Below are 24,232 nucleotides of genomic sequence, written 5' to 3' on the forward strand. Positions count from 1 at the left end.
AAAAGGGTTCTCTTTCTTCAAAAAATTCAGAAATTAATTATCAAACTCACGTTATTACATCCAAAGGCAAGAACACCCCGTTCTTGCCTTTATCTTTTCTAAACGAAACCGCTGACCGTAACTAAAGACTTGACATTCACCGCATTTTCTGATAGAGTGCCCCCATGCCACGCAGAAACAAGGTTCTCAACATCGGCGATACTGCCCCGTTATTCACACTCCCATCGCATCAACGTGGAGAGGTATCGCTTGAAACGTATCAAGGAACACACCACGTTATCCTCACCTTTTTCCGAGGGACATGGTGACCGAACAGCCGTCGCCAGTTGGCGGCAGTGCAAGAAAACGTTGAAGGCTACGCCAGGTATGCGGGCATCCCACTCGCCATTGCGGGGCAGTGGCCCCGTGAACTCCGAGGCTATGCCGATAAAAATGGCATTACGTTCCCACTACTGGTGGACAAAACACGGGACGTTATCAAAAGTTATGGGGTCTATCACTGGCTCAGTTTAGAGGCTTACAATATCGCGCGTCCGGCGACATTTATTATTGACAAGACAGGGATTATTAGATATATGTATATCGGCTCACATCAATTTGACCTCCCGAAACAGATAGAAATCCTTGAATCCCTGAAAGAGATCGCAGAATTATAAAAATGATTTTGACTTCTCATCAAAATGTGATATAATTTAAAAAACGGACTTTCGGGTGTAGATAACGCATCGCCATGGATGAAACACACATAGCCTTTATGCAACGTGCGCTGGATTTAGCACGGCGGGCAAAAGGACGCACAAGTCCCAACCCTCTCGTCGGCGCGGTCATTGTAAAAAACGGAAAGGTTATCGGTGAAGGGTACCACCGGAAAGCAGGAACGCCACACGCTGAAGTCCATGCGCTGAATGCAGCAGGCGCGGATGCTAAAGGTGCGACGCTTTACGTAAATCTTGAGCCGTGTTGCCATTGGGGGCGGACACCCCCGTGCACAGAAGCACTCATCCGGGCAGCGGTTGTGCAGGTCTATATCGCGGATGTCGATCCGAATCCGAGGGTTGCTGGCAAGGGCGTTCAACAACTCCAAGATGCGGGGATAGATGTCCATGTAGGTATCTGCAGACAGGACGCATCAGACCTAAATGAGGTCCATCGGAAATACATTCAAACCGGTAAGCCGTTTGTGATTCTCAAAACCGCTATGAGCCTCGATGGAAAGATCGCTACCACTTCTGGAGAATCGCAATGGATTACGTCTGAGGCATCACGGCAGCGGGGGCATGAAGTTCGGGACGCAGTAGACGCGATTCTCGTTGGGAGAGGCACAGTTACACGTGATAATCCTGCACTGACGACGCGACTTCGGAACAGAGACGGACAGGACGCAACCCGAATTGTGTTAGATTCGCACGGGATAACGCCGCCAGAGGCGCGCATCTTCAATACCGAAAGCGAATCCGGAGTTATCGTGGCAGTAACGCCAGGGGCACCCTCTGAAAATGTGGATGCCCTCGAAAAGGCTGGCGCGGCGGTAATCACCGTTCCAGCGGCGCACGGAGACCGCGTCTGCTTCAGAAGTTTGATGGAGATATTGGGGAAACGTGAAATAACAAGCGTCCTAATAGAAGGAGGTAGCGAAGTCAATGCCTCAGCACTCGCAGCGGGTATTGTAGACAAAGTGATGTGTTTCATTGCCCCCAAACTCATCGGTGGGCAGGACGCGCCTGGACCAATCGGGGGTGTGGGAATTCGCAATTTGACCGATGCAGCGCACCTCCGGCGCGTGAGTGTCACACCGATTGCTGAACACGACTTTCTAATTGAAGGGTATCTATAGCATGTTCACCGGAATCGTCGAAGAACTCGGAACGATTAGAAGCATTCAGGTTAAACCGCAAGGGGCTACCCTTGAAATTCAAGCGACCGACGTCCTCAGTGATGCAAAAGTCGGGGACAGTATCTCCGTTGACGGTGCCTGTCTGACAATCCGTTTCCTCACATCCGAAACGTTTACTGTGGATGTATCCGCGGAGACCTTGCGCCGCACGACCTTGGGTGAACGGAAGATAGGAGAGCAGGTCAATTTAGAGCGTCCCCTTCGGCTCAGCGATAGATTAGGGGGGCATCTCGTCCTTGGGCACGTTGATGAGGTGGCGACAATTCGCTCGTGGAAAGATGAGGGGGATGCCTCTGTGATGCAGGTTACAATGAGTCGCACGACGAAACCATACATCGCATACAAAGGTTCCATCACAATCGACGGAGTCAGTCTAACTGTATCAAATCTGCTCGCAGATGCCTTTGAAGTCACGCTGATTCCACACACAAAGGATGTTACGACCTTCGGAACGAAACGGAACGGTGCTAAGGTTAACCTCGAAGTCGACATCGTCGCGCGTTATCTTGAAACGCTGCTAAAGAACACCGAGGATAAGAAGGAGTGGGTTAAACAGTCCGCTTCCGAAACCCTTGATTTGAACTTTTTAGCGAAACACGGTTATATTGAATAGGTGTCAGTGGCCGGTGAATCAACGGTATGAAGGTTCTCCGTGTGGCATTCACCGGGTTTTTCTACGAAAAACCTTTCAGTTTTCAGTTAGCCTCGCGAAACCATAAACTCACATGAGGCGTCATCTAACGCTTGGCGCATAATTTAAAAGATGCCAAATACATTTAATACCATTCCTGAAGCACTCGCTGCCATCCAAAATGGCGAAATGATTATTGTCGTTGATGAACCCGACCGTGAAAACGAAGGCGACCTCATCATGGCGGCGGAAAAGGTGACACCGGAGCAGATCAATTTCATGGCGAAATACGGTCGAGGCTTGATATGTTTACCGACCTGTTCAGAACGCCTTGATGAACTTGAACTTTACCCGATGGTGACATCCAACACCGCGCAAATGCAGACCGCTTTTACGGTCACGATTGACGCGAAGGAGGTGACGACCGGCATCTCCGCCCAAGAACGCGCCTATACCATCCAGAAATTTGTTGATGCTGACGCTGTCCCCTCAGATTTCGTGCGTCCCGGACACATCTTTCCGTTGGAAGCAAAACCCGGAGGGGTCCTCCGGCGCGCGGGGCACACCGAAGCCACCGTTGATTTAGCGCGAATGGCAGGACTCTACCCAGCAGGGGTGCTCTGTGAGATACTCAATGAAGACGGCAGCATGGCACGCGTGCCTGAACTCATGAAGTTCGCCGCGCAACATCAACTCAAAATCATCACGATCGCCGACCTCATCGCATACCGACGTGAAACGGAAACACTGATTCGACGCGTCGCAACCGCTAATATACCCACCGAACACGGCAAATTCAAACTCTACGCCTACGAAAGCACGGATACAGTAGGTGAAACCGTTGAGGGGGATAAAACGCACTTGGCACTCACAAAAGGAGATCTGACCGATCCGATGCCAATCTTAGTCCGTGTGCATTCACAATGTCTCACGGGGGATGTCTTCGGCTCCCTGAGATGCGATTGCGGCGCACAACTCGGAATCGCACTTAAAACCATTGAGAAGGAAGGCAGAGGGGTCCTCGTCTATATGCGACAAGAGGGCAGAGGCATGGGACTCAAAGGGAAACTCAGGGCATATCAGTTACAAGACAACGATGGATTAGATACCGTCGAGGCGAATGAACATCTTGGATTTCCCGCAGATTTGCGAGATTACGGCATCGGTGCCCAGATATTAGCGGATTTAGGCGTTCAAAAGATGCGACTCATGACCAACAACCCGCGAAAAGTTACAGGATTGTCAGGACACGGACTTGAAATCGTCGAGCGTATCCCGTTGCAAACCACACCGAATGCATTTAACCGTCGATATTTAGAAACAAAGCGTTCCAAACTCGGCCACCTCCTCCTACATGAGGAGTAGTTATTGGGAGCCATCAGCAGCAAACGACACGGAAAATTAGGGAAGCATAACCCAATTAAAAATCGCGGACGGATCCCCACCGTAGGGGCGAGGTCACCTCGCCCGTACAATCGAAAATTAACCAAAAATCTGCGCGAAACGCGTAGGGTCTGGGAAATTCAATCTGGGAATAGACTGGATTTAGTCTACGGATAGACTAAATCCGTAGCGCAAGTCGCGTGTGGACTTGCGGGACAATGTATTACATTTCCGTAGTGCCAGAACGGATGCGCGTGTGGCATCCGAGGACAACGTGTGGACTTGCGGGACAATGTATTACATTCCCAGCCCGTACAAAGCGCAGCCCAGGAGCAATCAATTAAAAAATGCCAAACGTTTATGAAGGACATCTCCTCGGTGAAGGGCTCACGTTCGGTATCGTCGTCAGCCGATTCAATAGTTTCGTCACCGAAAAACTCCTTGCCGGGGCGTTAGATGCCCTAAAACGGCACGGTGTTGATCTGGACACTGTCGATATTTTCTGGACCCCCGGTGCCTTTGAAATTCCGGGAATAGCCAAACGTCTCGCGGCGAGCAAACGCTATGACGCCGTCCTCTGTCTCGGTGCAGTGATCCGAGGGGCGACCCCACATTTTGATTATGTTGCCGCCGAAAGCGCGAAGGGAATCGCGAACATATCGTCCAGCGTGAATATCCCTGTTATCTACGGTGTCATCACCACAGATACGATAGAACAAGCCTTGGAGCGCGCCGGTATCAAGGCAGGAAACAAGGGGTCCGAAGCCGCTATCGCAGGAATTGAAACCGCGAATCTTTATAAAACGATCGACAAAATCCTATAGACATGGCATCCCACTGGGGTGCTCAAAAGCAATTCTTTTTTCAACCCCATAGGGGTGGAATGTTTGTAGAGGAGGGCAGCTCAGAGGCCCATAGTTAAAAACATGATTGCGATTATAGATTACGAAGCCGGTAACCTTACGAGTGTTGCCAGAGCCTTGACACACCTCGGGTATAAAAACGAAATTACATCTGCCGCAGAAAAAATACTTACTGCAGAACGCGTGATTTTCCCCGGTGTCGGTGCCGCAAAAGCCACGATGCAAACCTTACAGAAACGCGGATTGAACCAGGTCCTCGCAGACTTCTTTCGGACCGGAAAACCTATGCTCGGTATCTGCATCGGTATCCAAATCCTCTTTGAACACAGCGAGGAAGAGGATGCCGAATGTTTAAACCTCCTACCGGGACGTGTGAAGAAATATCCACCGACAGATACAGGCACACACACCGAAACACTCAAGGTTCCACAAATCGGTTGGAACGAGGTGTATCAGACAAAACCGCACGCGATCTTTGACGGGGTTCCGAATCCGGCACACTTCTATTTCGTCAATTCCTACTATCCTGAGCCAGCGTCAGCGGATATCGTCATCGGAAAGACGAAGTATGGGCTTGAATTCTGTAGCGCGATTGCCCACGATAATCTCATTGCAACACAGTTCCACCTCGAAAAGAGTGGGCGTGTCGGGCTAAAGATGCTTAATAACTTTCTGAAGCTTTAACGGTTGTTGCTGGCTAAGGTTCTGGTTTAATGTTTCATTTTTCCAGATGCGACCGCGTAACGTAGTGGAGCGGTGCCCAGGAGCAATAAATTAAAAAATGCTAACGTTCTTTCTCGCAGTCTTTGTGCTTCTCATCAACGTCAGTGCGCATCTGTTCCAGATATCGGAGTACTATCCGGCGGTAAGCCACTGCTACTATGGCGTGATCGTTCTGTCAGTGCTTTATACGAGACCGCGCGGGCAGAACATTTTGTTCGGGATTACGACGGTAGCCAATTGGATTTACGTTTTCCGTTATCCGAAGCATACGGAAAGTATTATTATAGCACTGCTCTATCCGTTTGTTGCCTATGGGGTTATCCGCATTATTCGGCATTTGCAAACCCAGAGGCGGAGTCGGGTCGAACAGATAGAGGAAATAAACAGCGTCAACGCGAATTTGGAGAAACAGGTCCGGGACATCTCTACACTTTTTGAGGTAAGCCAATCGGCGAACACAAACCTGGATCTGGAGGGACTTTTCGAGCGTATCATTGAAATTTTATCCAAACGACTCGGTATCTACCGCGGGGCTTTGCATCTCTATGAAAACGGGAAAGTCGTTACTTCCACAGAAGTCGTTTTAGGACTTACACCCGCAGAGATGAAACGCGGCACTGACAATCAGATAGAAGACATCCAGAAACAGGTGCTCGCATCAGGAAAAGCGATAGGCGTTCCACAAACCCGAAGTCCACGGAGTTCCATTAAACTCTTTGAGCCGGAACGTGTTGAATCCAAAGACGTAATTGCCTTCTGGTGCATCCCGATTATCGTGGAAGAAAACGTTATCGGGATATTGACGATCGACAAAGCCTCAGATGATTTTTCCGCAGAGGATGATCGGCGGCTCTTGACGATTATCGCCTCTATTATCGCACAGCGTGTCAAAATCCAACAGACAATTGATGCCCTCGTTGAATCCGAACGGATGGCAACCTTGGGACGGTTGGTCCGAACCATCGCACACGAGGTCCGAAATCCTTTAGGGAGCATCCGACTCGGCACACAACTCCTGCAACACAGCGATGTAGAGTTTGGCGCGCCCGGCGACACCTATTCTGAAGACCTCCAACTCTCACAAAATGAGATTAAGGAATACACAGGAATCATTATAAAAGAGGTGGACAGGCTGAACCGATTCATTGAACAATTACTCGCTTTCAGCAAACCCACAATGGAAGTCGCGAAACAGAGCGATATCCATCAACTCCTTGAGAACGGTTTGGCTATCTGCCGACCCGAGTTGGAACTCTGCGCCACGACAGTTATCACACAATACAGCGACTGTCCAGAGGTCAATGTCAATGAGGACGGAATCACGCAGGTGCTTCTGAATCTATTCTATAATGCTATAGAGGCAATGGACACAAATGGAACTTTGACAATTCAGACGGAATACACGCCAGAAACGGAAATCGTGCGTGTCCGCATCCAAGATGATGGACCCGGGATTCCACTTGAAGACATACCGATGTTGTTCGATCCGTTTTATACCACTAAACAGAAAGGGACAGGGTTGGGACTCTACATCAGCCAAAAAATTCTCGCTGAACACCGAGGCGGCATTGAAGTCGATGCGAACCTTGAAGTCGGCACAGCGTTTGTTATATCCCTCCCTGTCCATTAACAATTTATTGATGTTTTTACTCACGCGTAATGCAAATGAAATGGAGAACGGATATACGGAGAGGCACTTCATTGAGCAAACCCGCCTGACCGAACCGCAAGGAATAATTAAATATCTGAGGTCAACTAAAGTGCGGAGTTCGTAATGAAATGGAGAACGGATATATGGAAAGGCACTTCATTGAGCAAACCCGCCTGACCGAACCGCAAGGAATAATTAAAATATGAAAAATGTTGTGCTTATCGCTGACGACGACGACAGCCTCCGACAAATACTCGCCGCGACGCTTCAGAGAGCCGGCTATGAGACCCTCAAAGCCCGAAATGGCGCAGAAACGCTTGCCTGTATCAAGGAAACGAATGTTGATGTCATTCTGCTCGATATTTGGTTAGGGGATGCCAACGGAATTGAACTCATCGAAGACATTCAGGGTTACAATAACACCGCGTCTGTTATTATCATCACTGCCCATGGGACAACCCAGACAGCTATCGACGCCGCAAAGCAACGCGCCTATGGATACCTCACAAAACCGATCGATCAGCGGCAATTGCTGGACCTCGTGTCGCGCGCTGCCGATGCCAGTAACCAAACGAAAAACGTCAAGACATCCACGCCTTCCATTGATGTTGACGGACAGGGACGGATGGTCGGTCAGAGCCCAGCAATGCAGGAGGTTTATCATAAAATTGGACGCGCCGCAGTGAGCGGCGAAACCGTCCTCGTTTTAGGTGAAAGTGGAACCGGTAAAGAACTTGTTGCCCAACTCATCCATCAAAACAGTGACCGAGCCGACAATCCATTCGTCGTCGTGGATTGCGGTGCCATGCCGTCAAGTCTCATCGAAAGCGCGCTCTTTGGACACGTCAAAGGGGCGTATACCGATGCCCATACCGCAAGGAAAGGGAAATTCCAACAGGCAGACAGCGGGACGATCTTCCTTGATGAAATCGGTGAATTGCCGATTGAAGTTCAGATGAAATTGTTGCGGGTCCTCCAAGAACGAGAGGTCGAACCGATGGGGGGGACCGAGACCCACGCGGTGGATGTCAGAATTATCGCCGCGACCAACCGACGACTTGAAACCGCGATTGAGCAGAAAACTTTCAGGGAGGACCTCTACTATCGGCTCAACGTCATTCCCATTTCTCTGCCACCGCTGCGAGAACGAAAAGAGGACATTCCGGAACTCATAGATCTGTTCATCCGTCGGTTCGTCGAAGAATACCAACTCCCCAAAATCGGTATCTCTGCGGAACTTGCGAAACTGCTGACAGCGCATGAGTGGCCCGGGAACGTGCGCGAATTAGAGAATGCCATCAAGCGAGCACTCGTGATGTGTTCAGGACAAATGTTATTGCCTGAGCATTTCGATCCGATACTCGAAAAATCGATCCCCACCAGTGAGCTGGGAAATCTTGACACACAAATTTACAATTTGCTTCAAACGCATATTCAACACTGTATGGAATCCGAAACACCGCCAGAGGAGCTTTATGCTGAAGTCCGAGCGATCTTTGAGAAACCGCTCTTTAAAATCGTACTTGAGCATACCAAAGGAAATCGGAGTAAAGCGTCAGACATCCTCGGCATTAACCGGAATACGCTCCATACAAAACTTATTGAGTACAATCTCGTCTCATAGTTTCGTTAACCCGTCTCACCGAACCGCAAGGAATAATTAAAAAATGGATTTAGGAAGAGTGATTGGAACCATCGTTGCAACTCGAAAAGATCCGAGTTTAGGCGGCTCACGTCTCCTCATCGTGCAACCCTTAGACGAGAAACAAACCCCCATTTCCGAACCGCTCGTTGCTGTGGACACACTGCACGACGCAGGCGTCGGCGAAACCGTCTACTATGTCACCGGTGGTGATGCCGTAAGTGTCATCCCCGGTAAGCGGATGCCCGTCGATGTTGCCATCGTTGGTATCGTCGATTCGATTTCGCTGGTCGACACAAAGAATAGCAGTGAAAAGTCTGAATGATGAGCATTGGATTTATCATGATTGGGGATACGTGTCATCATGGTAAATCACAGAAATCACAGAAATCACGGTAACCCTAATAAAAAATGTATATAGCCAAAGTAATCGGAAAAGTCGTTTCTATCGTTAAACATCCTGCATACGAAAATCGCACACTGCTGCTCATCCAACCCTTGAGCGTCAGATCCGAACTCGTTCGCACGCCCACGATTGCTGTTGACTACGTCGGTGCTGGCGAAGGCGACACAGTGATAGTCGGCGCAGGTCCCGGTGTCGCACAAGAGGTATTCGGCATTGAAGACGCACCTATCCGGGAACTCGTCATGGGGATTGTCGATCGGGTCGATATAACCCTTCAGGAGGAATCAACATGAGACGCATAACGCTAACCATCTGCTGTCTTGTCGTGAGCTGTTTACACCTCAATGCGTGTCGGGTTGCGCAGGTGTTATCCACACAATACAGCGAAAATATAGCGAGTGCCGCCTACGGCACCGAAGCGAACCACCCCGGTATGAACGATGGAAATCTGGAAACTTTGGCAACACTCCCAGCGCGCAATGAACGAAATTTCATCATCAGATTCGCCGAAGTCCATCCGGTCCGAAAAATCATTATTCACAACAGTAACCTCTTCCGATTCGAGATGGACTACCTGAACCCTGAAACCGGTGAATGGGAGACGTTTCATACAGTCATCCAGCGACGCAATATCGGCGACGAACGGGCGCAACCCGAATTCGTCTTTGATAGATTGAACTTCCAGACGAAGATGATTCGCGTCGCCGTTACCCGAACTGTTGATGATGTCATTGTCAATAAAATCGTAGCCGAACCGGGGGACAAAATTGTTGACCGTCGGACGACCCTCGTGGGTCAATACTATCCACACTATCGTGTCATGCAACCCGCAATCGCCCAAATTCGAGAGATTGAGGTCTATCACCTCGCTCAGAACAAGTAAGTGCTAATAGGTATCGGTTCGCCTGCTGCGCGGGCTTTCCATCTTCGGTTTTCGGTTAAGGGGTCCTCGTTTAACGAAGGTCCCTTGTAACCGAAAACTATTTTAAAGAAAAACGAAACAACTGACAACAAACACTACAAAATAGTTTCGGTTAAGAGGTCTTCGTTTAGCACTTCCCTCCTGTAACTGACAATCCTTCTAATAGTGCCTGGGAAATTAATAACTAAAAAAATGCAAATTCGTTCCATAGCACTCCTATTCATAGCACTCTTCCTTTGTTTGAATCCCTCTCCCCTGCGCCCCCCGCACTCAGAACCGTATATTTTGGGGAGTGCAGCTGCAGCACCCATTTCCTTAAGAAACCAAAGTCCCCGTGCTTCAACACGTAACAGTGCCAAAACCCGAAGAGAGATTGAATTGGTCAGCAGTACCGCGCAAAGTGTAACCGTCCAACTCATCGTCCCCAAATCCGATTTTCTTTTCGAGAATAACGGTGTTGGAGCGGAATCGATTGATCAATTAGGTAGCACTTTACAGAGTGCTGATGTTGCAGGCTCAACCCTGTCTTTTCCGGGATGTAACTTCACTACCGAATTCGGGACGCTGCGCCTCCCCATGCAATCTACGCTGATGAGCGTCCCACCTGATGTCGATTTCCAATTGCGGGTGATTGATAAGGATTTTAGCACACGTCCGATAGAAGCAATCGCGCCTGCGCCAAGCGAACAAAAGGATAGTTTCTTCCCGGCGCGTCTCGCAGAAATTAGAGAAGCCGGGTGGATCCGAGAGAACCGCGTCCTCCCGATCCAACTGAATCCTGTTCAGTACAATCCTATCCGTCGTGAAGTCAGGCTCTATCACCGACTCGTGGTAGAAGTGCGATTCGTAGAGAGTGGGTTACCCAACCCCTACGGCACGTCCACACAATCCAGTGTGTTATCGCCTACACCCATCGGTTTACATACCGAATCCGCAGCTTATGACGCATTTTTCGCTGATATGCTTGTTAACCCACAGAGTGCCATGAAATGGCGTTCTCCCCGCATGTCGTCTGCTAAGCGAGCACCTGCGGCACCGAGCGTTCCATTCACAGGACCTCGTTATAGAATCAGTGTTACCGACTCTGGCATGTACAGCATTACGGCACGGGATCTCGCAGCTGCGGGTGCGAGTTTAGAGACCATAGTTCCCAGGACATTGACGCTAACAAATAAAGGAAAACAGATACCGATTTTCGTCCGTGGCGAAGACGACAGAAGGTTCGACCCAACAGACGAAATCATCTTCTATGGGGAACGCCAACACGGAGAAAAGAGTTATATCGATCCCTATTCCGACGAGAATATCTATTGGCTTTCCTGGGGCGCGGGACCAGGGCTCCGAATGGCAACGAAGACTTCGCTCCCAAAATCAAATAACGCGCAAACTTACCGGTGGTTTCTCACACGCGCCCATATCGAGAAGGACCTACAGTTCAGGCGTTTCCGTAATGTAAACCTCGCAGCAAACCAAACATATACGGAATTTAGTCAAGGGTTATTACAACGTCAGTTTACCCTGACAGAACTGCCACCGCTTCCAGATGATAGTTGGTTCTGGTCTCAACTCGCCGCGCCTGCCTTAAAAACATTCAACTTCCAGCTGCCGGGTGTCTCTGAGACGGCGCTTCCGACAACCGTCCGAATCAGCCTCCATGGGAGATCCAACACCCCACACCTCTGCACGGTTTGGCTAAACGATAAATTTGAATTTGGGGACGCCCGCTGGGATGGCGAAACCGAATACCAAATTCAGAATCAGAATATCCCGCAGTCGTTTCTGAATGACGGACGGAACGCGATTCGAATTACAAACCCCGGGACCCCTGAAGCCCCAATAGATATTATCCTGCTCAATTGGCTTCAAATCGACTACTGGCGAGATTTTAAAGCCAAAGCGGATGTGCTACCCTTTGCGATTACCCCATTCCGTGACGAAACGGGTGCTGTAAATTCAGGGTTCGAGGTCGAATTAATGAACTTTTCCACACCAGACATCGAAATTTACGGCATCGACGGCACGCGTTACATAGGTGTGTCCGCGTTTGTCGACGAGGATATCCCTGGAACTTACAGGGTCTTTTTCCGATCGACCCAAATTCGTCCGAAGGACGCCAACGATCCTACGATCCAATACATCGCACTGACCCCGAACCAGTTCCAAAAACCGAAAATCTCGGTGGATATCGCATCCGATCTGCGGAGCACGCACAACGCCGCAGACTACATTATCATTACACATAACCACTTTATTCAGGACGTTCAGCCACTGGCTGACTATCGTGCCCAACAGGGGCTCCGCACTAAAGTTGTTGATGTCCAAGACATCTACGATGAATTTAACCACGGCATTCTCAATCCTAACGCTATCCGTGAATTCCTTGATTACGCCTATCACAATTGGCAGCCCCCTGCCCCGACGTATGTCTTTCTCATAGGCGATACAAATATCGACATCAAAAATAAACCGAATTTCCTACCGACGATGCAGGTGCAAATCCCAGGCTATGGCTCCAGTGGGTCCGACCATCAATTCGTTACATTTCGAGGGGAAGATAGTTTTCCAGACATGCTCATCGGTAGAATGCCCGCGAATAACCGCGTCGATCTCCGCATATTCATCGAACGCACCATCAACTATGAAACTTCCTTTTCCGTCGGTTCTTGGCACAAACGGCTCCTTATGCTCGCAGGTTCAGATTCCAGATTCCACTGGCAAACCGATCAACTCATCACCCACAATCAACTGAGTAGCAGATATGAAACCCAACGTATCTATGCCCCGCATACAGGGGAAACGACTTTAACGGACGACGTTGCCCTGACCCCTATCGGTAGACGGGTTATCGACGGCTTTAATGATGGTGCCAGTATAGTGAACTATATTGGTCACGGTGGCGGGGGTAGATGGGCATCGAGTCGGATGCTCGACTTTGCCGATCCCGAACAGAACTTAACCAATATCTCACAACTCCCGTTTGTTATCAGTATGACCTGCTATACAGGGGCGTTTGAGGGGAATAAAAACAGTCTGGCTGAAGAACTCCTGCGCTCGGAAAACGGGGGTGCCGTTGCCGTCATTGCCGCAACCAGCATCGGATTGTTAGATGGCGACTTTATACTGAACGCCGAAATATTTGACGTTATCTTCAACAAGCAGATACACAGTTTCGGTGCCATCCTCGGACACGCAAAAACCCAGTTCCTCATCAATGCCCCCAGATTCCTTGATCTCGCCGAAGTCTTCACGCTTTTCGGGGATCCAGCGGCACACTTGAAAATACCGAGCAATCGGATACAGGTCACCGCAGATATGCGTCCACAGCACGGACAAAACGCCTCCCAAGGCGATACTTTTCTCTCCGTTTCCGGCACGCTATCGGATAGGACCTTTAATGGGGATGCCGAAATTATTGTTGTTCCGACAACGGAAACCGCCCTTTCAAAAGATATAAAACTGAAACCCGAAATCGTTTCTGTCACCAATGGACAGGTCAGCACAGAAATACGAGTCCCCGCTGACCCCGATTTTGATGAAGGGGCTGTCCAGATTTACGCATGGAGCACGGATGAAGAGGCTTTGGGGTATGCAACCTACAGGGTCTTAGATCGGTATGTCAAGAACGTCCGCCTCACACCTTTTCCGGTTGACTTAAATCAACCCACGCACCTTTACGTAGAAGTCGTCGACGAAAATGCTATTGATCAAATGACGCTCTATTGGAGTTTGGACGGTCACGAATTCTTTACAATCCCCGTTGTGCCACATAAGGGCGCAACCTATAGGAGTCAGCAACCTATCCCTGGCTATTCTACCCAGGAAATTATCGATTATTACGCCGAGATCAAAGTTAAAAGTGGACGCACATTTCAAACCGAGCTTATCACTTACGATGTAGGATATGAGGAAATAGACATTGACCTCCTCCTGTTGGATCAAACCCTTACATGGGATACAACACCTCCCTTTACGCTCTCAGTCCAAATCCGAAACATAGAGGGGCAAACCGTTCAAAACGTCCCCGTCCAGTTCTTTGTCCAAGCGTTGAACGATAACACCGATATTCCCAATACAAACGTCGGCGTTGCCTCGATACTCACCACGCTCCAAGACGCTACGCCGATCGGGGATCTCCAAATACTTCCCGAAGTTCTACCGGGGAGTCAAGTGGTCGTCAGCGTTCCGTGGCAACCGCCCCCCGGTGAATATCTCGTCACGGTCTACGTGGATCCGCCATCTGCTGAACTCCCGAAAGGGAGTATCATTGAAAAACGGGAGAGGAATAACTGGGCATCGAAACGGTTCTCGGGCAATCGTATCATTCTGACACCCGAAGTGCTCGATCAACCCATCCAGAGTCCAGATGGTATCTTTCGTATCACTGTTCCGTCCGGCAGTGTGAAAACAGGTACCGTTCTGACGTATAGCGAAGAAGCACTGACCATTACCAACCAACCCGATATCACAGCGGAAACCCTCTCAACATCCGCACGCGCCTATCAATTTGATGTGGAGGCATCGAGGTCGGAAACCGATGCTGACCTGACAGTAACCGCCACTTTCGAAAAAGAAGACTTTCCGACAAATGGGGGCGATGCCCATATCTATCAACGCGACGTTGACAACGGAAATTGGATTCGTGTCGGCGAGGAAACCACGAGTGAAGACACTATCTCTGCGGCGGTTAAACTGCCGGGGACGTTTGCGTTGCTCTCCCACAATGACGCACGTCCACCCGCACTTGAGTTGACCTTCGACCACCAAGGTTTCGTCGATGGCGACTATATCTCCGATACACCAACCATCTCAGCACGGATTGAGGACGCAAACGGGATCGATTCACGTCCGGAGAATATCCTTTTCACCAAAAACGGTGAAAACGTGCCACAAGATGAATATGTGATTGCGGCATCACCTACGAACAACAATCTACTCCTGATTACCTACACCCCTGTCTTGGAGCCGGGCGAATACCGCATCCGGTTGCAGGCACAGGACGCAAACGGCAATATCTCAAACACGGAGCGCACTGCGACTGTCGCCGGGGAATTTGAAATCAAAAATATCGCCAACTTCCCGAATCCATTTGTGCCGGGAAGCGGCACCCACTTCGCTTACTACCTCACCGAAAGCGCGGACGAGGTCAGCCTGAAAATCTACACGATTACGGGTCGCCGTATCATCGCTATCGACACACTGGATGCGTCTGTCTCTTTCAATGAATACCATTATGACGGCTACGACGATGATGGCGCACCGCTTGCGAATGGGGTCTATCTCTACAAATTTACCGCTCGCAAAGGGGATGTCCGGAAACAAAAGGTCGGAAAAATCGCCATACGAAAATAATTTTCTAATTATACCTTGCGGAGGAATACGCAGAAACACCCCGGGGAATGCCACACGGAGAACCTTCATACCGTTGATTCGCAAAAACACATGCGTTTGAACTTTGACGTGCGTTCCTCATATCCGCCTGCGCCAGGGATTGTCAAATTAAAATGCGCAAGTGTAAATATTTTGTCAATTGTCTGAATCGCGGATTTACACGGATTAGACAGATTTCGCGGATTATGCTTCAGCGGAGCGGTATGTCTATAGAAAACTCTCTGGAACTTCCCAAATTACGGAATTTTGAGTTGGCTTTGCTCGGTAGGACTTATCAGATTCTATTTTAAAATTGAGCAATCGAACAAGGGTTCCTTGTTTCAATTCTTCTAAATCTCCAAATTGCTCGGCTGATAGATTTAAAATCTGCCATTCCTGTGAACTTCCATCCAGTTTCCGATATCTGATCACTATGGAACGGTTTTTGCTTTTACCAGTTGTAACCTTTAAAACTCGACCACTCAAACATCCGTATTCGTCAGTTCCAGGAATTGGTTGTGGATTCTCTTTCCAGAATGTGTTGCAAGCCCCTTTAAATTCACAGAAGGCACAACCATCCACAGAATACTGTGCCAATTCTGAATATGCCACTCCCATCTCAACTTTCGTGTTGTAATTTTCCTTTAACGCCTGAGCCTCTTCCGAAAGGGTTTTCACTTTTTGAAGATTAATTGGGATATGGATTACCTCATTATTTAACAGCCTGATTTCTCCTTTTACCGGCAATTCTCCAGATGTCTCCTTGATTATCGCTGCAGAAAATAAAATCTGTTGTTGCCATAATTCAATCTTCTCTTCCCTGTTTTCCGGATCATTAGGTAGCTCGCCACTTTTGTAGTCAATAATCACAAGACCATTTGCTCGCCGGAGGATAAGATCAGGTTTACCAGTGAATCCATACCTAACACTTTCAAATTTACGTTCACTTGCGATAACCTGTGTTTCAGATATGCCATGATTTAATGCAATTTCCTCACATCGGCGAATAGTGCGTGCTCGCAGCAAATAGTATTTTTTCCACCTTGTGATTGGCAACAAACACCTATCAAAAGGTGAAGCCTGCAATTCTTTCTTCACTTCATCCACAGTCTTATCCCACGTTGCTTTTGCTTGCGTTTGTAGATTATCACTATTCCTATGCATCGTACTCGCTTTTTCTAAAACTCGGTGAGCGATTGTGCCTAACAATGCTGCCTTTGAACTTCTGGTCGTTTGCTGTGCTTTTGCTTGTCGGAGTCCTACGCGTAATGGACACTGTTTTAAAGTTGCAAACAGTGTAGGGGAGAGTTTGGTGATTGATCGGAGTTTTGGAAGGGATCGAAGTTGCATATTATCCTGTTTGATTCAATGTATTCATTACAACACTTACCCTACGAATAGCATCAAAAATGTTAATATATCCTACTTTAAATCCAGCGTCCTCAAGATCAACAATGACAGAGGCGATGTGTTCCCCTGCCCAATCTCCAGTTGACGCAAGTGGGTGATGCAAAATGAATGCTCTTCGTTGCGTTCGATCCTCAAAGACGGGCACACCATTGTAATCCTTACGCTCAAGACTTGGACGTAACTCTATAAGGTTCTTTTCAACCAAATCTACGAGCGGAAACCAATAGTCTTTTCGAAGATCCATCTGATAGTTTTCGTTAAGACAGAGTTCTGCGACATCAAGTCCTAACCGCCAGTCGAGAAATGGGTGATAAGGCATGTTAGAATAGTCCCGCATGCAACCTTTGTTGTAACAAGACGAATCGCAATCATCTCCATGTGCAATCAAACCTTTTGCAAAAGTATCATTGGGATTAAGCATATCACGAAGAAATATGAGCAGCCTTAGTTCACCATTAGTATCTTCACCCAAATGACGGCAGTAACCTGCACCGTTTGCTAAGGCATCGGCAATGAAAACTTGTTGTTTATAAATTCCATCTTTTTCTACAGGTATGGGGCGAATTTCAATTCGTAACTCCTCAGGGGATACATCCAGTCTACTTGCCACAAACTGTCGGAACAGGAATCCGAAGGAGTAAAGTGCAGCTCGCCAGTATTCTCCCATCTGATTTGGTAGAATACCCACTGGAAGCTCGTTAATCTCAATTAACAAAACATCTGTGGTCTTAGCAGCGTAAAGTGCAGATTCTTGCTTATATTCTTCCAAATCGCTTGTTTCATTAAAGGAATAACTATCGTTTTTATTGGCTAATTCACGACAAACTGCAGCGGATACAAGGGCTGCACTGTTTCGCTTTTTTTGCAGAGTAAATAACCGATCATTATTCGTGTTAATTGAAAGCAACTTTAATTTTTCTGCTGTTTCCCACAAGAAATTATGTTCCTGTTTTAAATCTGTAAGTGTGTCCGAAGGTAAGCGAGAATATGTTGAACGGGGTGTCCAATTGAAAGATTCATGGGCATCATCAGGTCTAAAATTGGTTAGGAAACCCTTCGGTTCAATTCCGCGAATTGGCTTGTATTTTTCAGAACCACAAATTTCGCAGTAACTGTCATTTTCACTGGCTTCCTCAAAAATTGCTTTGCAATCATCACAAAATCCTATTATTTTTTGAGAGGCAATACCGCTATCGCTTACTATTCTCCCTTGTTCGCGTTTGTACGAGACAAGACCTATTGAGGTATGGATGCGCTTATCCTTTATAGTTTCTGATCCTGGGGCAAATTGGCTAATAGCGAGTTCAATGTCCCGGTCAACAACCCCTGATGTTGGAGGCCAATTGGAATTACGAGGCGTTTCATGATACAATAAACGCACACCTGTCGGGAATCCAAACATTGGTAGTAAACCTGATTCTGCAAGAACTTGGCTTAAATCATCTCCTTTATGTTTGTGATTTTTGACGCACTCGTTAATATTGGTTTCGAGTTTGTTGGTAACCCAGTCTATCAGATCTTCTGTTCCATTTTGAAGATTTGATTCTGTTTGCAGGATAAGCATCTGCACGATTTGTTGAAGCTGCCCTTGTTGAGTCTTGATCCATTCAGATAATTTCTTCCGATTAGCAACCCAATCGGCGACTTTTCCAAACTCACCGTGGACGTTTCTTTCATTTGGGGTTTCTATCTCGGACTTTGGAAACACGTGGAATAAAACTTCCTTCGCCAATACTCGTCTGATAATATCCGAACTCCGAAGATCCAGATATGGTGAGGGCGGTGGGGTATTCGTAATTTCACTTGTGTGCGAAAAATAGTGGTCATCATGGGTCCTCAGGCGGCAAAGTGTCAGTGAGTATGCTATTGGGTCTCCGCGCCGTCCCGCACGTCCCACGCGCTGTTGATAGTTGAAACGTTGAGGGGGAACATTACCCATCATAACTATAGATAGTGCCCCGATATCGACCCCGGCTTCCATTGTCGTTGTCACGCTAAGAAGATCTATTTCATCTGTTCGGAGGTTCTCATTGTCAAGGATGACTCCTTGGAACCATCGTTGTCGTTTCGGACGTTCCTCCGAATCTGTCTGTGCGGTTAATTCTTCACAATGGAAGCGGTGTGGCTGAACATCTGAATTGGCTTGATTGGCGTAATAATTGCCAAATTCTCTAAATGGATCTTCCTCTCTATCAATTTCTACCAATCGTTCTAAGCATTGTGTATTTGTGCAAATCCCACCCGCCTTGTAAAGATGCTTGCGCCTACATTGAGGACATTGAAAGATCGTATCACTTTGTGGAAGTCGGAGATTGAGCTTTTCGACAAGGATAAGACTATTTTCAAAGCTCCCTGATGACTCTTGCTGTGCTTCAATTACTCTGATAACTTCATCACCAGGATATCCAATTCGTTCTGCCGATTTACTGATGTAATCTCGGAGAAAAGCTGGCGTTTCCATTTGATCGGTATAGGGATAATAAATCTTTGTATATCTTCGTTCACCAAGGATCCGGACAACCGCGGACATCATTTCAGACACATCAATTCCGTCAATTTGCCATCTATCTGAATCAATATACGGTTCACACCAAGCGAGTCCAAGCCCTTCCAATCCCATATCTCTTCGCGCGAACAAGAGTTGTTCCGTTATCATTCTTTTTAATTCAGCATCAATATTTTCCGCAAGTTGGTTTTGATGATTTTCCAGTAAATGTCGTGGACGTCTTGATACAGCATCTTCATCCCAATTGAACACCGATTCCCAATTATGCCTAATTGGTGTTCCCAGTCTACCGGCCACCTGAGAGGTTTCTACTCTGTTGCCGTAACCTCCAGGGTTCATACCGAGATTAATAAGAGTATCAAAGCAGTCATTCTGAAGAGCTGTGAATGGATAGTTGGTCCCAAGAGCAGTAAGTAGGTCCTCTTGGTTGGATGTCAAGGGTTCTTGGTCATAAAAAGCATCTTCAATTGAGTATAGCAATTCTTGTTGATCGGGAAATCTCTCGTGGAGACAGCGAAGTGCTTCTCTAAACATCCTGCGTGGATTTTGAAGATTGCGAATGATTGCCAGATCCTTATCCTCCGCCTGCCTTTTCATTGTTTCAAGGGCAATAAGTCTAATCGTATCCTGATAGTGGGACCACTGAATTCCAACAGCATATTTCGCTGCATCCTGCCGACTATCAGAAAAGATAATGGTTTTCCGCTCTGATTGTTCTTTGACAGTCATTTGCAAGGTTTGGGTGAAAATTTGAATTATTTTTTGTAAACCCGTCCTACTGGTTCGGAGTGTTGAATATGCTTGTTCTTTACCATTAACGATAATTTTTTCTGATTTGTATTCCCGTGAATCACCACAATTGGGACAAAACTTTGGAATTTCTGAGCACCAGTCCTCTGGATTGTCAATTTTATAGTAATAACCATTGGAATCAGATGAGGAATCTGGAATTAGTGTTCCGTCAGAAGGTGAAAACGCGGCAGGCGCCCACCCTCTCTTAACATCATTTTTTCTCCAACTATCTCTTTCAACTGGGCGGTTTATCTTCTGCCAAAAAATAGCATAGGTATTGTAATTCCGATCCCTAATCCCTTTTTCAGGTAAACCGGATAAGTCTTGATAGTCGCCGCTGATATACCAACCTTGAGCATCTTCTGATATTTTTTGCTTGTAGCCTCCAAGGAAAATATCCCCACACGTTTCACAGGTTAACAATTCTAGCACGCGTGATCCACACTTATCACATAAAACACGCCGGCTTGCGAATAATTTTCCGATAGGAATTTCGTTGTTCGCATCTCGGCAATTTGGATTACTACATGCCCATAATCCTTCAAAGTTTTTAAAAAAATAATGCACGCGAAGCGGCAACAGTGCTCTTCCTGTCTCAGGATCTTCCTGTTGGATTAGATAGCGAATTAGCCCACGGATAGCATTTGCGGAAATACATTCTGAGGTGATCTTATGTGCGGTTTGGCACATCTCTTCAACTGTTAACGCATGTAGTTTCCCATCCCGGTTGCAAAGTTGTGCTACGGCAGATTTGATAATATCATTTGAAATTTCGCTTAATTGAGAGTACTCACCCCTATTATTACATTCACCATTTTCATTAAAAGTTTCAAACTGTTCTGCGTATGTGAGACATTCCTCAAGTTCAGTAGTTTTATCACATTGTCGGGGTTCCCTGATAATTGCGAAGTCTTTGCCTCGTGCGAAAAATTGGCGAAGGTATTCGCGCCCCTCGCCGCCTTCAAGGGATGCACTTGATGCAATGACACGTAACTTAGAGGAATCAGGATCAAGACCAAGACGGTTAAACAGTGTCCGAAGCAAGTAAGCTACTTCTGAACCCGCTGTGCCGCGATAGGAATGCAATTCATCAACAACGAGATGGAAAACACTATCAGGTTCCTCCAGCCATTCCTTGGTTTTTTCAAAGATTGATTGTTCCAAATCGCGGGTGAGCATGATGTTCAGCATAGAATAGTTTGTGATGAGAATATCAGGTGGATGTTCTTGCATATCCCAACGCGACCACATCTCAGCAGCATCATGATCAGTGGACGGAAAGAAATAACGTGTTTCCTCAGTTTCTTTAGCTTTTTCGGCTTGTCTCTGTAGTTTTTCAAGTTGGGATTGGAGCCGTCTAATGGTTGTATTCTTTTCCTCCCCTGGTACTGGAGTTAAACTGGTATATCGCCCAAAGTAGAAGCGGTTATCACCTCTATTAAGTTTTAACCAATCTCGCGCTTCATCGCTATCACAAGCGCGCCGGAGTCGCATGAGTTGATCTTCAACAAGCGCATTAAGTGGATACAAAATTAACGCGCGGACAGCAACTGGGCGATTTTCACCCTGACGCTGCGGAACACGCGCGCCTCTCAAACGTTCACGAGTTATCCACCACGGATGTTCTGGGTTCCGTTCACCATAACTACCCCAACCCATAGATTCCTTGATGAGATAACTGAAAATTGGCAACAAAAAGCATTCTGTTTTTCCAGAACCCGTACCAGTTGTGACAACGACATCCTTACCCTCAATAACTGATGTTTCAATGGCTTCTGCTTGATGCTTGTAGAGTGGACGATGTATTGGTGCGAGTCCGTCTTTACCTCCCGCTGCAAGAAACGCACCGAGTTCGGTAGGTAGTTGTAGGTTGTTACACAACTCTGATAAAGTTTGGTCTGAAGATGGATACGGAAGTATCGGCTCAAAACGAGGTTCTTGAAACAGTAAGCCTTTTTCGCGCAATAACTTATCTCTCTCTTCCTCTAATTTCTCACTATTGAATCCCATAATTGTTTGTATGTAGCGGATATAAGAGTCACAAAGCAGTTCATAAGTTTCAAAGGGATCTGACATCAAACAACCTCCCAGTCTTGATATAGCGATTTTGTTAATTGATATGCGATGCCTATCGGCACATTCCTATAGCAATAGAATCCATTCCTTAATTTGGGGGACAAGCCTGAACAGAGGGTTGCACACCGATCTACAAGTAGAGGGAGGATCAATTTTCTCTTGACACGCCACATCTGAAATTCTTCTTGGTAAGAAATCAGCCCAGGAGTTCTGGCAAGCACATACCATTCCCCCCAATCCCGCGGCACTCTTCGTTGATGACTTCCATATCTTAAAATGTAAACATATGGTCCGTATCTCGAGATTTGGTAAAGTCCATCGGTGATTGTTCTAGTAGGAGCTACTGGCTCATAATTCAATGTAGCAGGATTAAACTTCTTTTCCAAATTAGCGGAGAGAAATGATTCGGGTTGGATATTCATGAGGCGTGGACGTGGTAGTATCTGTGAGAGTTTCGCCGAGAATTCCCGACTAATATGAATACCCAAACTTTCAAGAGTCGAAAGTGCTTCCTCTGTCAATTCGCTGAGGAGGACAGTGATAGGTCCATATTTTTCTGGAATTTGCTGGACTTTTCCTCCGTTTTCAGAGACGCACTTTTTAACTTCATCAAGAAAACATGGCCCCCGACTACCTACGAGAATGTATTGATTTTTTATCGCAGTTTCCACAAGAACGGACGGAGCGATGGCAACATGAGACAACTTCATAGGATTATAATCAAGATGCCCCAACCTGGCAAGGGATATAAGATAAGTGGATGCTTTAAAACCTGGGTTACCTTTTGTTGTCAAACGCCTAATTGCTTGCTTGAAGTCTTCCCAGCTTACTTTTCCTATATGCGATACATAATAAAGTAATCCATCAAAAACGTTTGTTTTCACTCGGTTCATGCTTCTGCCTCACGTGCTATTTGTAAACCTTCCTGAAAATGAGGTGATTTTTGATTATCAACAAGATTTTGTACTATATCAATCAGTCTGTGTCGATTTCCAATCCATGGCAAAAGGCGTAGAGTCAACGCCCAATCAAGAGCACGGGTTGGTTCCATAATTTCATACGAAAGTTGTAAGTAATGTCGAATTTCCCGAAGAATCTCTATTGGAATTTGCATGCCACTATTTTCTATAACTGATCTGAGTTCTTCCAAAAAATCATAGGGTCTTTCGTACTGTGAGTCAATGTTAGGATCTGGTTGACACCAAGCGTGCCATTCGAATAATGTAAGGGGAATCCTCGAAGGTCTCAAATTACGCGATTCAATAGGTTCTTGACTTTTGGGTTTGGGCAAACGCGCTATTCGTTCATAAAAACCCTCATTTGTTTCGCAACGATTGGTTCCAGAACAACGTATTAGCAAAGTTCTAATACCATTGTGGCAAGAATCACTGATCCAATCCAGAAAGCCTGGCAGATAAGTGTCTGGGAATGATCTATCACAATAGCGGAAATAGATAACCCATAGCATATTTCCAAATTCCAGCATTCTCCGAATTGATGACTCAAGTTCAACCGGTTCGAGTTGTTCTCCAAAACACTGTCGGGCAAAAAGATCAGGAAACCAATCTTGTAATCCAAGCCATCCCATTTCTACATTAATTGTCGTGTCGTAGAAATGGTTATCGCACATTAATCGCCAAACTTTAATAATTCGCGCATCCGCAATTTCAACCGCGGGAAAAGCTTTCAACGCTATATGAATAGCCGCTGCCATTTCTTTATCTTCGGAACCCGTTACACCAAATCTTCGTAGACAATGGTAGAAATCGTCCAAATACTCATTTTCGTCTGTGTAGCGTTCGGTGCTTTCATTTAAATTACTTCTGTAATTTTCTCCAATTTCCGAGGCACGATGAGCAATTCGTGGTACTGCTGATTGATTTTGTTCTTCTAATGTAGATTGAATTTTGGAAATATCATTATGCACTGTCTCAAGCCGATCCTCAACAAATTGATTCGTATCTCG

The 24,232-nt window shown here is 46.9% G+C and carries 17 protein-coding genes and 1 pseudogene (1 of these 18 cut by a window edge); 13 read left to right on the forward strand and 5 right to left on the reverse strand.

The features are described from left to right. Nucleotides 1-164: 164 nt before the first annotated feature. From F4X88_20335 to F4X88_20395, 13 genes are all read left to right on the forward strand, one after another. On the forward strand, nucleotides 165-308 hold the full coding sequence (locus tag F4X88_20335; protein MYA58632.1) for a redoxin domain-containing protein: 144 nt from the start codon (nucleotides 165-167) through the stop codon (nucleotides 306-308). A gap of 18 nt (nucleotides 309-326) precedes the next feature. Beyond that, nucleotides 327-656: a redoxin domain-containing protein gene (locus F4X88_20340; protein ID MYA58633.1), complete on the forward strand. Its 330-nt coding sequence runs from the start codon at nucleotides 327-329 to the stop codon at nucleotides 654-656. Between the two features lie 74 nt (nucleotides 657-730). After that, complete coding sequence (ribD, locus tag F4X88_20345; protein ID MYA58634.1) at nucleotides 731-1,834, forward strand: bifunctional diaminohydroxyphosphoribosylaminopyrimidine deaminase/5-amino-6-(5-phosphoribosylamino)uracil reductase RibD; 1,104 nt, start codon at nucleotides 731-733, stop codon at nucleotides 1,832-1,834. A 1-nt stretch (nucleotide 1,835) separates the two neighbouring features. Then, nucleotides 1,836-2,507, forward strand: coding sequence for a riboflavin synthase (locus tag F4X88_20350; GenBank protein ID MYA58635.1), 672 nt, complete (start codon nucleotides 1,836-1,838; stop codon nucleotides 2,505-2,507). Nucleotides 2,508-2,657: 150 nt separating this feature from the next. Continuing rightward, complete coding sequence (locus tag F4X88_20355; GenBank protein ID MYA58636.1) at nucleotides 2,658-3,890, forward strand: bifunctional 3,4-dihydroxy-2-butanone-4-phosphate synthase/GTP cyclohydrolase II; 1,233 nt, start codon at nucleotides 2,658-2,660, stop codon at nucleotides 3,888-3,890. A gap of 365 nt (nucleotides 3,891-4,255) precedes the next feature. Then, on the forward strand, nucleotides 4,256-4,732 hold the full coding sequence (locus tag F4X88_20360) for a 6,7-dimethyl-8-ribityllumazine synthase (protein MYA58637.1): 477 nt from the start codon (nucleotides 4,256-4,258) through the stop codon (nucleotides 4,730-4,732). A gap of 102 nt (nucleotides 4,733-4,834) precedes the next feature. Further along, a complete protein-coding gene (hisH, locus tag F4X88_20365) occupies nucleotides 4,835-5,455 on the forward strand; it encodes an imidazole glycerol phosphate synthase subunit HisH (GenBank protein MYA58638.1) in 621 nt (206 codons plus the stop codon). Nucleotides 5,456-5,552: 97 nt separating this feature from the next. Then, a complete protein-coding gene (locus F4X88_20370) occupies nucleotides 5,553-7,124 on the forward strand; it encodes a GAF domain-containing protein (protein MYA58639.1) in 1,572 nt (523 codons plus the stop codon). A 223-nt stretch (nucleotides 7,125-7,347) separates the two neighbouring features. Further along, nucleotides 7,348-8,769 carry a sigma-54-dependent Fis family transcriptional regulator gene (locus F4X88_20375; protein MYA58640.1) on the forward strand — a complete coding sequence of 474 codons (1,422 nt, stop codon included), beginning with the start codon at nucleotides 7,348-7,350 and terminating at the stop codon, nucleotides 8,767-8,769. A gap of 43 nt (nucleotides 8,770-8,812) precedes the next feature. Then, nucleotides 8,813-9,112, forward strand: a complete 300-nt coding sequence (locus F4X88_20380; GenBank protein MYA58641.1) for an ethanolamine utilization protein EutN — start codon at nucleotides 8,813-8,815, stop codon at nucleotides 9,110-9,112. 86 nt (nucleotides 9,113-9,198) lie between these two features. Next, entirely contained in the window at nucleotides 9,199-9,486 is a 288-nt protein-coding gene (locus F4X88_20385; GenBank protein ID MYA58642.1) for an ethanolamine utilization protein EutN, read from the forward strand. Beyond that, nucleotides 9,483-10,076, forward strand: a complete 594-nt coding sequence (locus tag F4X88_20390; protein ID MYA58643.1) for a hypothetical protein — start codon at nucleotides 9,483-9,485, stop codon at nucleotides 10,074-10,076. Before F4X88_20385 ends, F4X88_20390 begins: the two co-directional genes overlap by 4 nt. Before the next feature lie 231 nt (nucleotides 10,077-10,307). Continuing rightward, nucleotides 10,308-15,464, forward strand: coding sequence for a T9SS type A sorting domain-containing protein (locus F4X88_20395; protein ID MYA58644.1), 5,157 nt, complete (start codon nucleotides 10,308-10,310; stop codon nucleotides 15,462-15,464). 246 nt (nucleotides 15,465-15,710) lie between these two features. Here the strand turns inward: F4X88_20395 and F4X88_20400 are convergent, their stop codons facing one another. The 5 genes and pseudogenes from F4X88_20400 to F4X88_20420 form a co-directional block, all read right to left on the reverse strand. Then, complete coding sequence (locus tag F4X88_20400) at nucleotides 15,711-16,832, reverse strand: PD-(D/E)XK nuclease family protein (GenBank protein ID MYA58645.1); 1,122 nt, start codon at nucleotides 16,830-16,832, stop codon at nucleotides 15,711-15,713. A gap of 1 nt (nucleotide 16,833) precedes the next feature. Beyond that, entirely contained in the window at nucleotides 16,834-22,266 is a 5,433-nt protein-coding gene (locus F4X88_20405; GenBank protein MYA58646.1) for a DEAD/DEAH box helicase, read from the reverse strand. Continuing rightward, on the reverse strand, nucleotides 22,266-23,150 hold the full coding sequence (locus F4X88_20410) for a hypothetical protein (GenBank protein ID MYA58647.1): 885 nt from the start codon (nucleotides 23,148-23,150) through the stop codon (nucleotides 22,266-22,268). The genes F4X88_20405 and F4X88_20410 overlap by 1 nt, the downstream gene beginning before the upstream one ends. A 5-nt stretch (nucleotides 23,151-23,155) precedes the next feature. Beyond that, nucleotides 23,156-24,193 (reverse strand): hypothetical protein, encoded by a 1,038-nt coding sequence (locus F4X88_20415; protein MYA58648.1) that lies wholly within the window; start codon nucleotides 24,191-24,193, stop codon nucleotides 23,156-23,158. Further along, nucleotides 24,157-24,232, reverse strand: a pseudogene (locus tag F4X88_20420) (hypothetical protein); it runs 1,049 nt beyond the window's last position. The gene F4X88_20415 and the pseudogene F4X88_20420 overlap by 37 nt, the downstream one beginning before the upstream one ends.

This window comes from Candidatus Poribacteria bacterium (assembly GCA_009839745.1).
Taxonomy (GTDB): domain Bacteria; phylum Poribacteria; class WGA-4E; order WGA-4E; family WGA-3G; genus WGA-3G.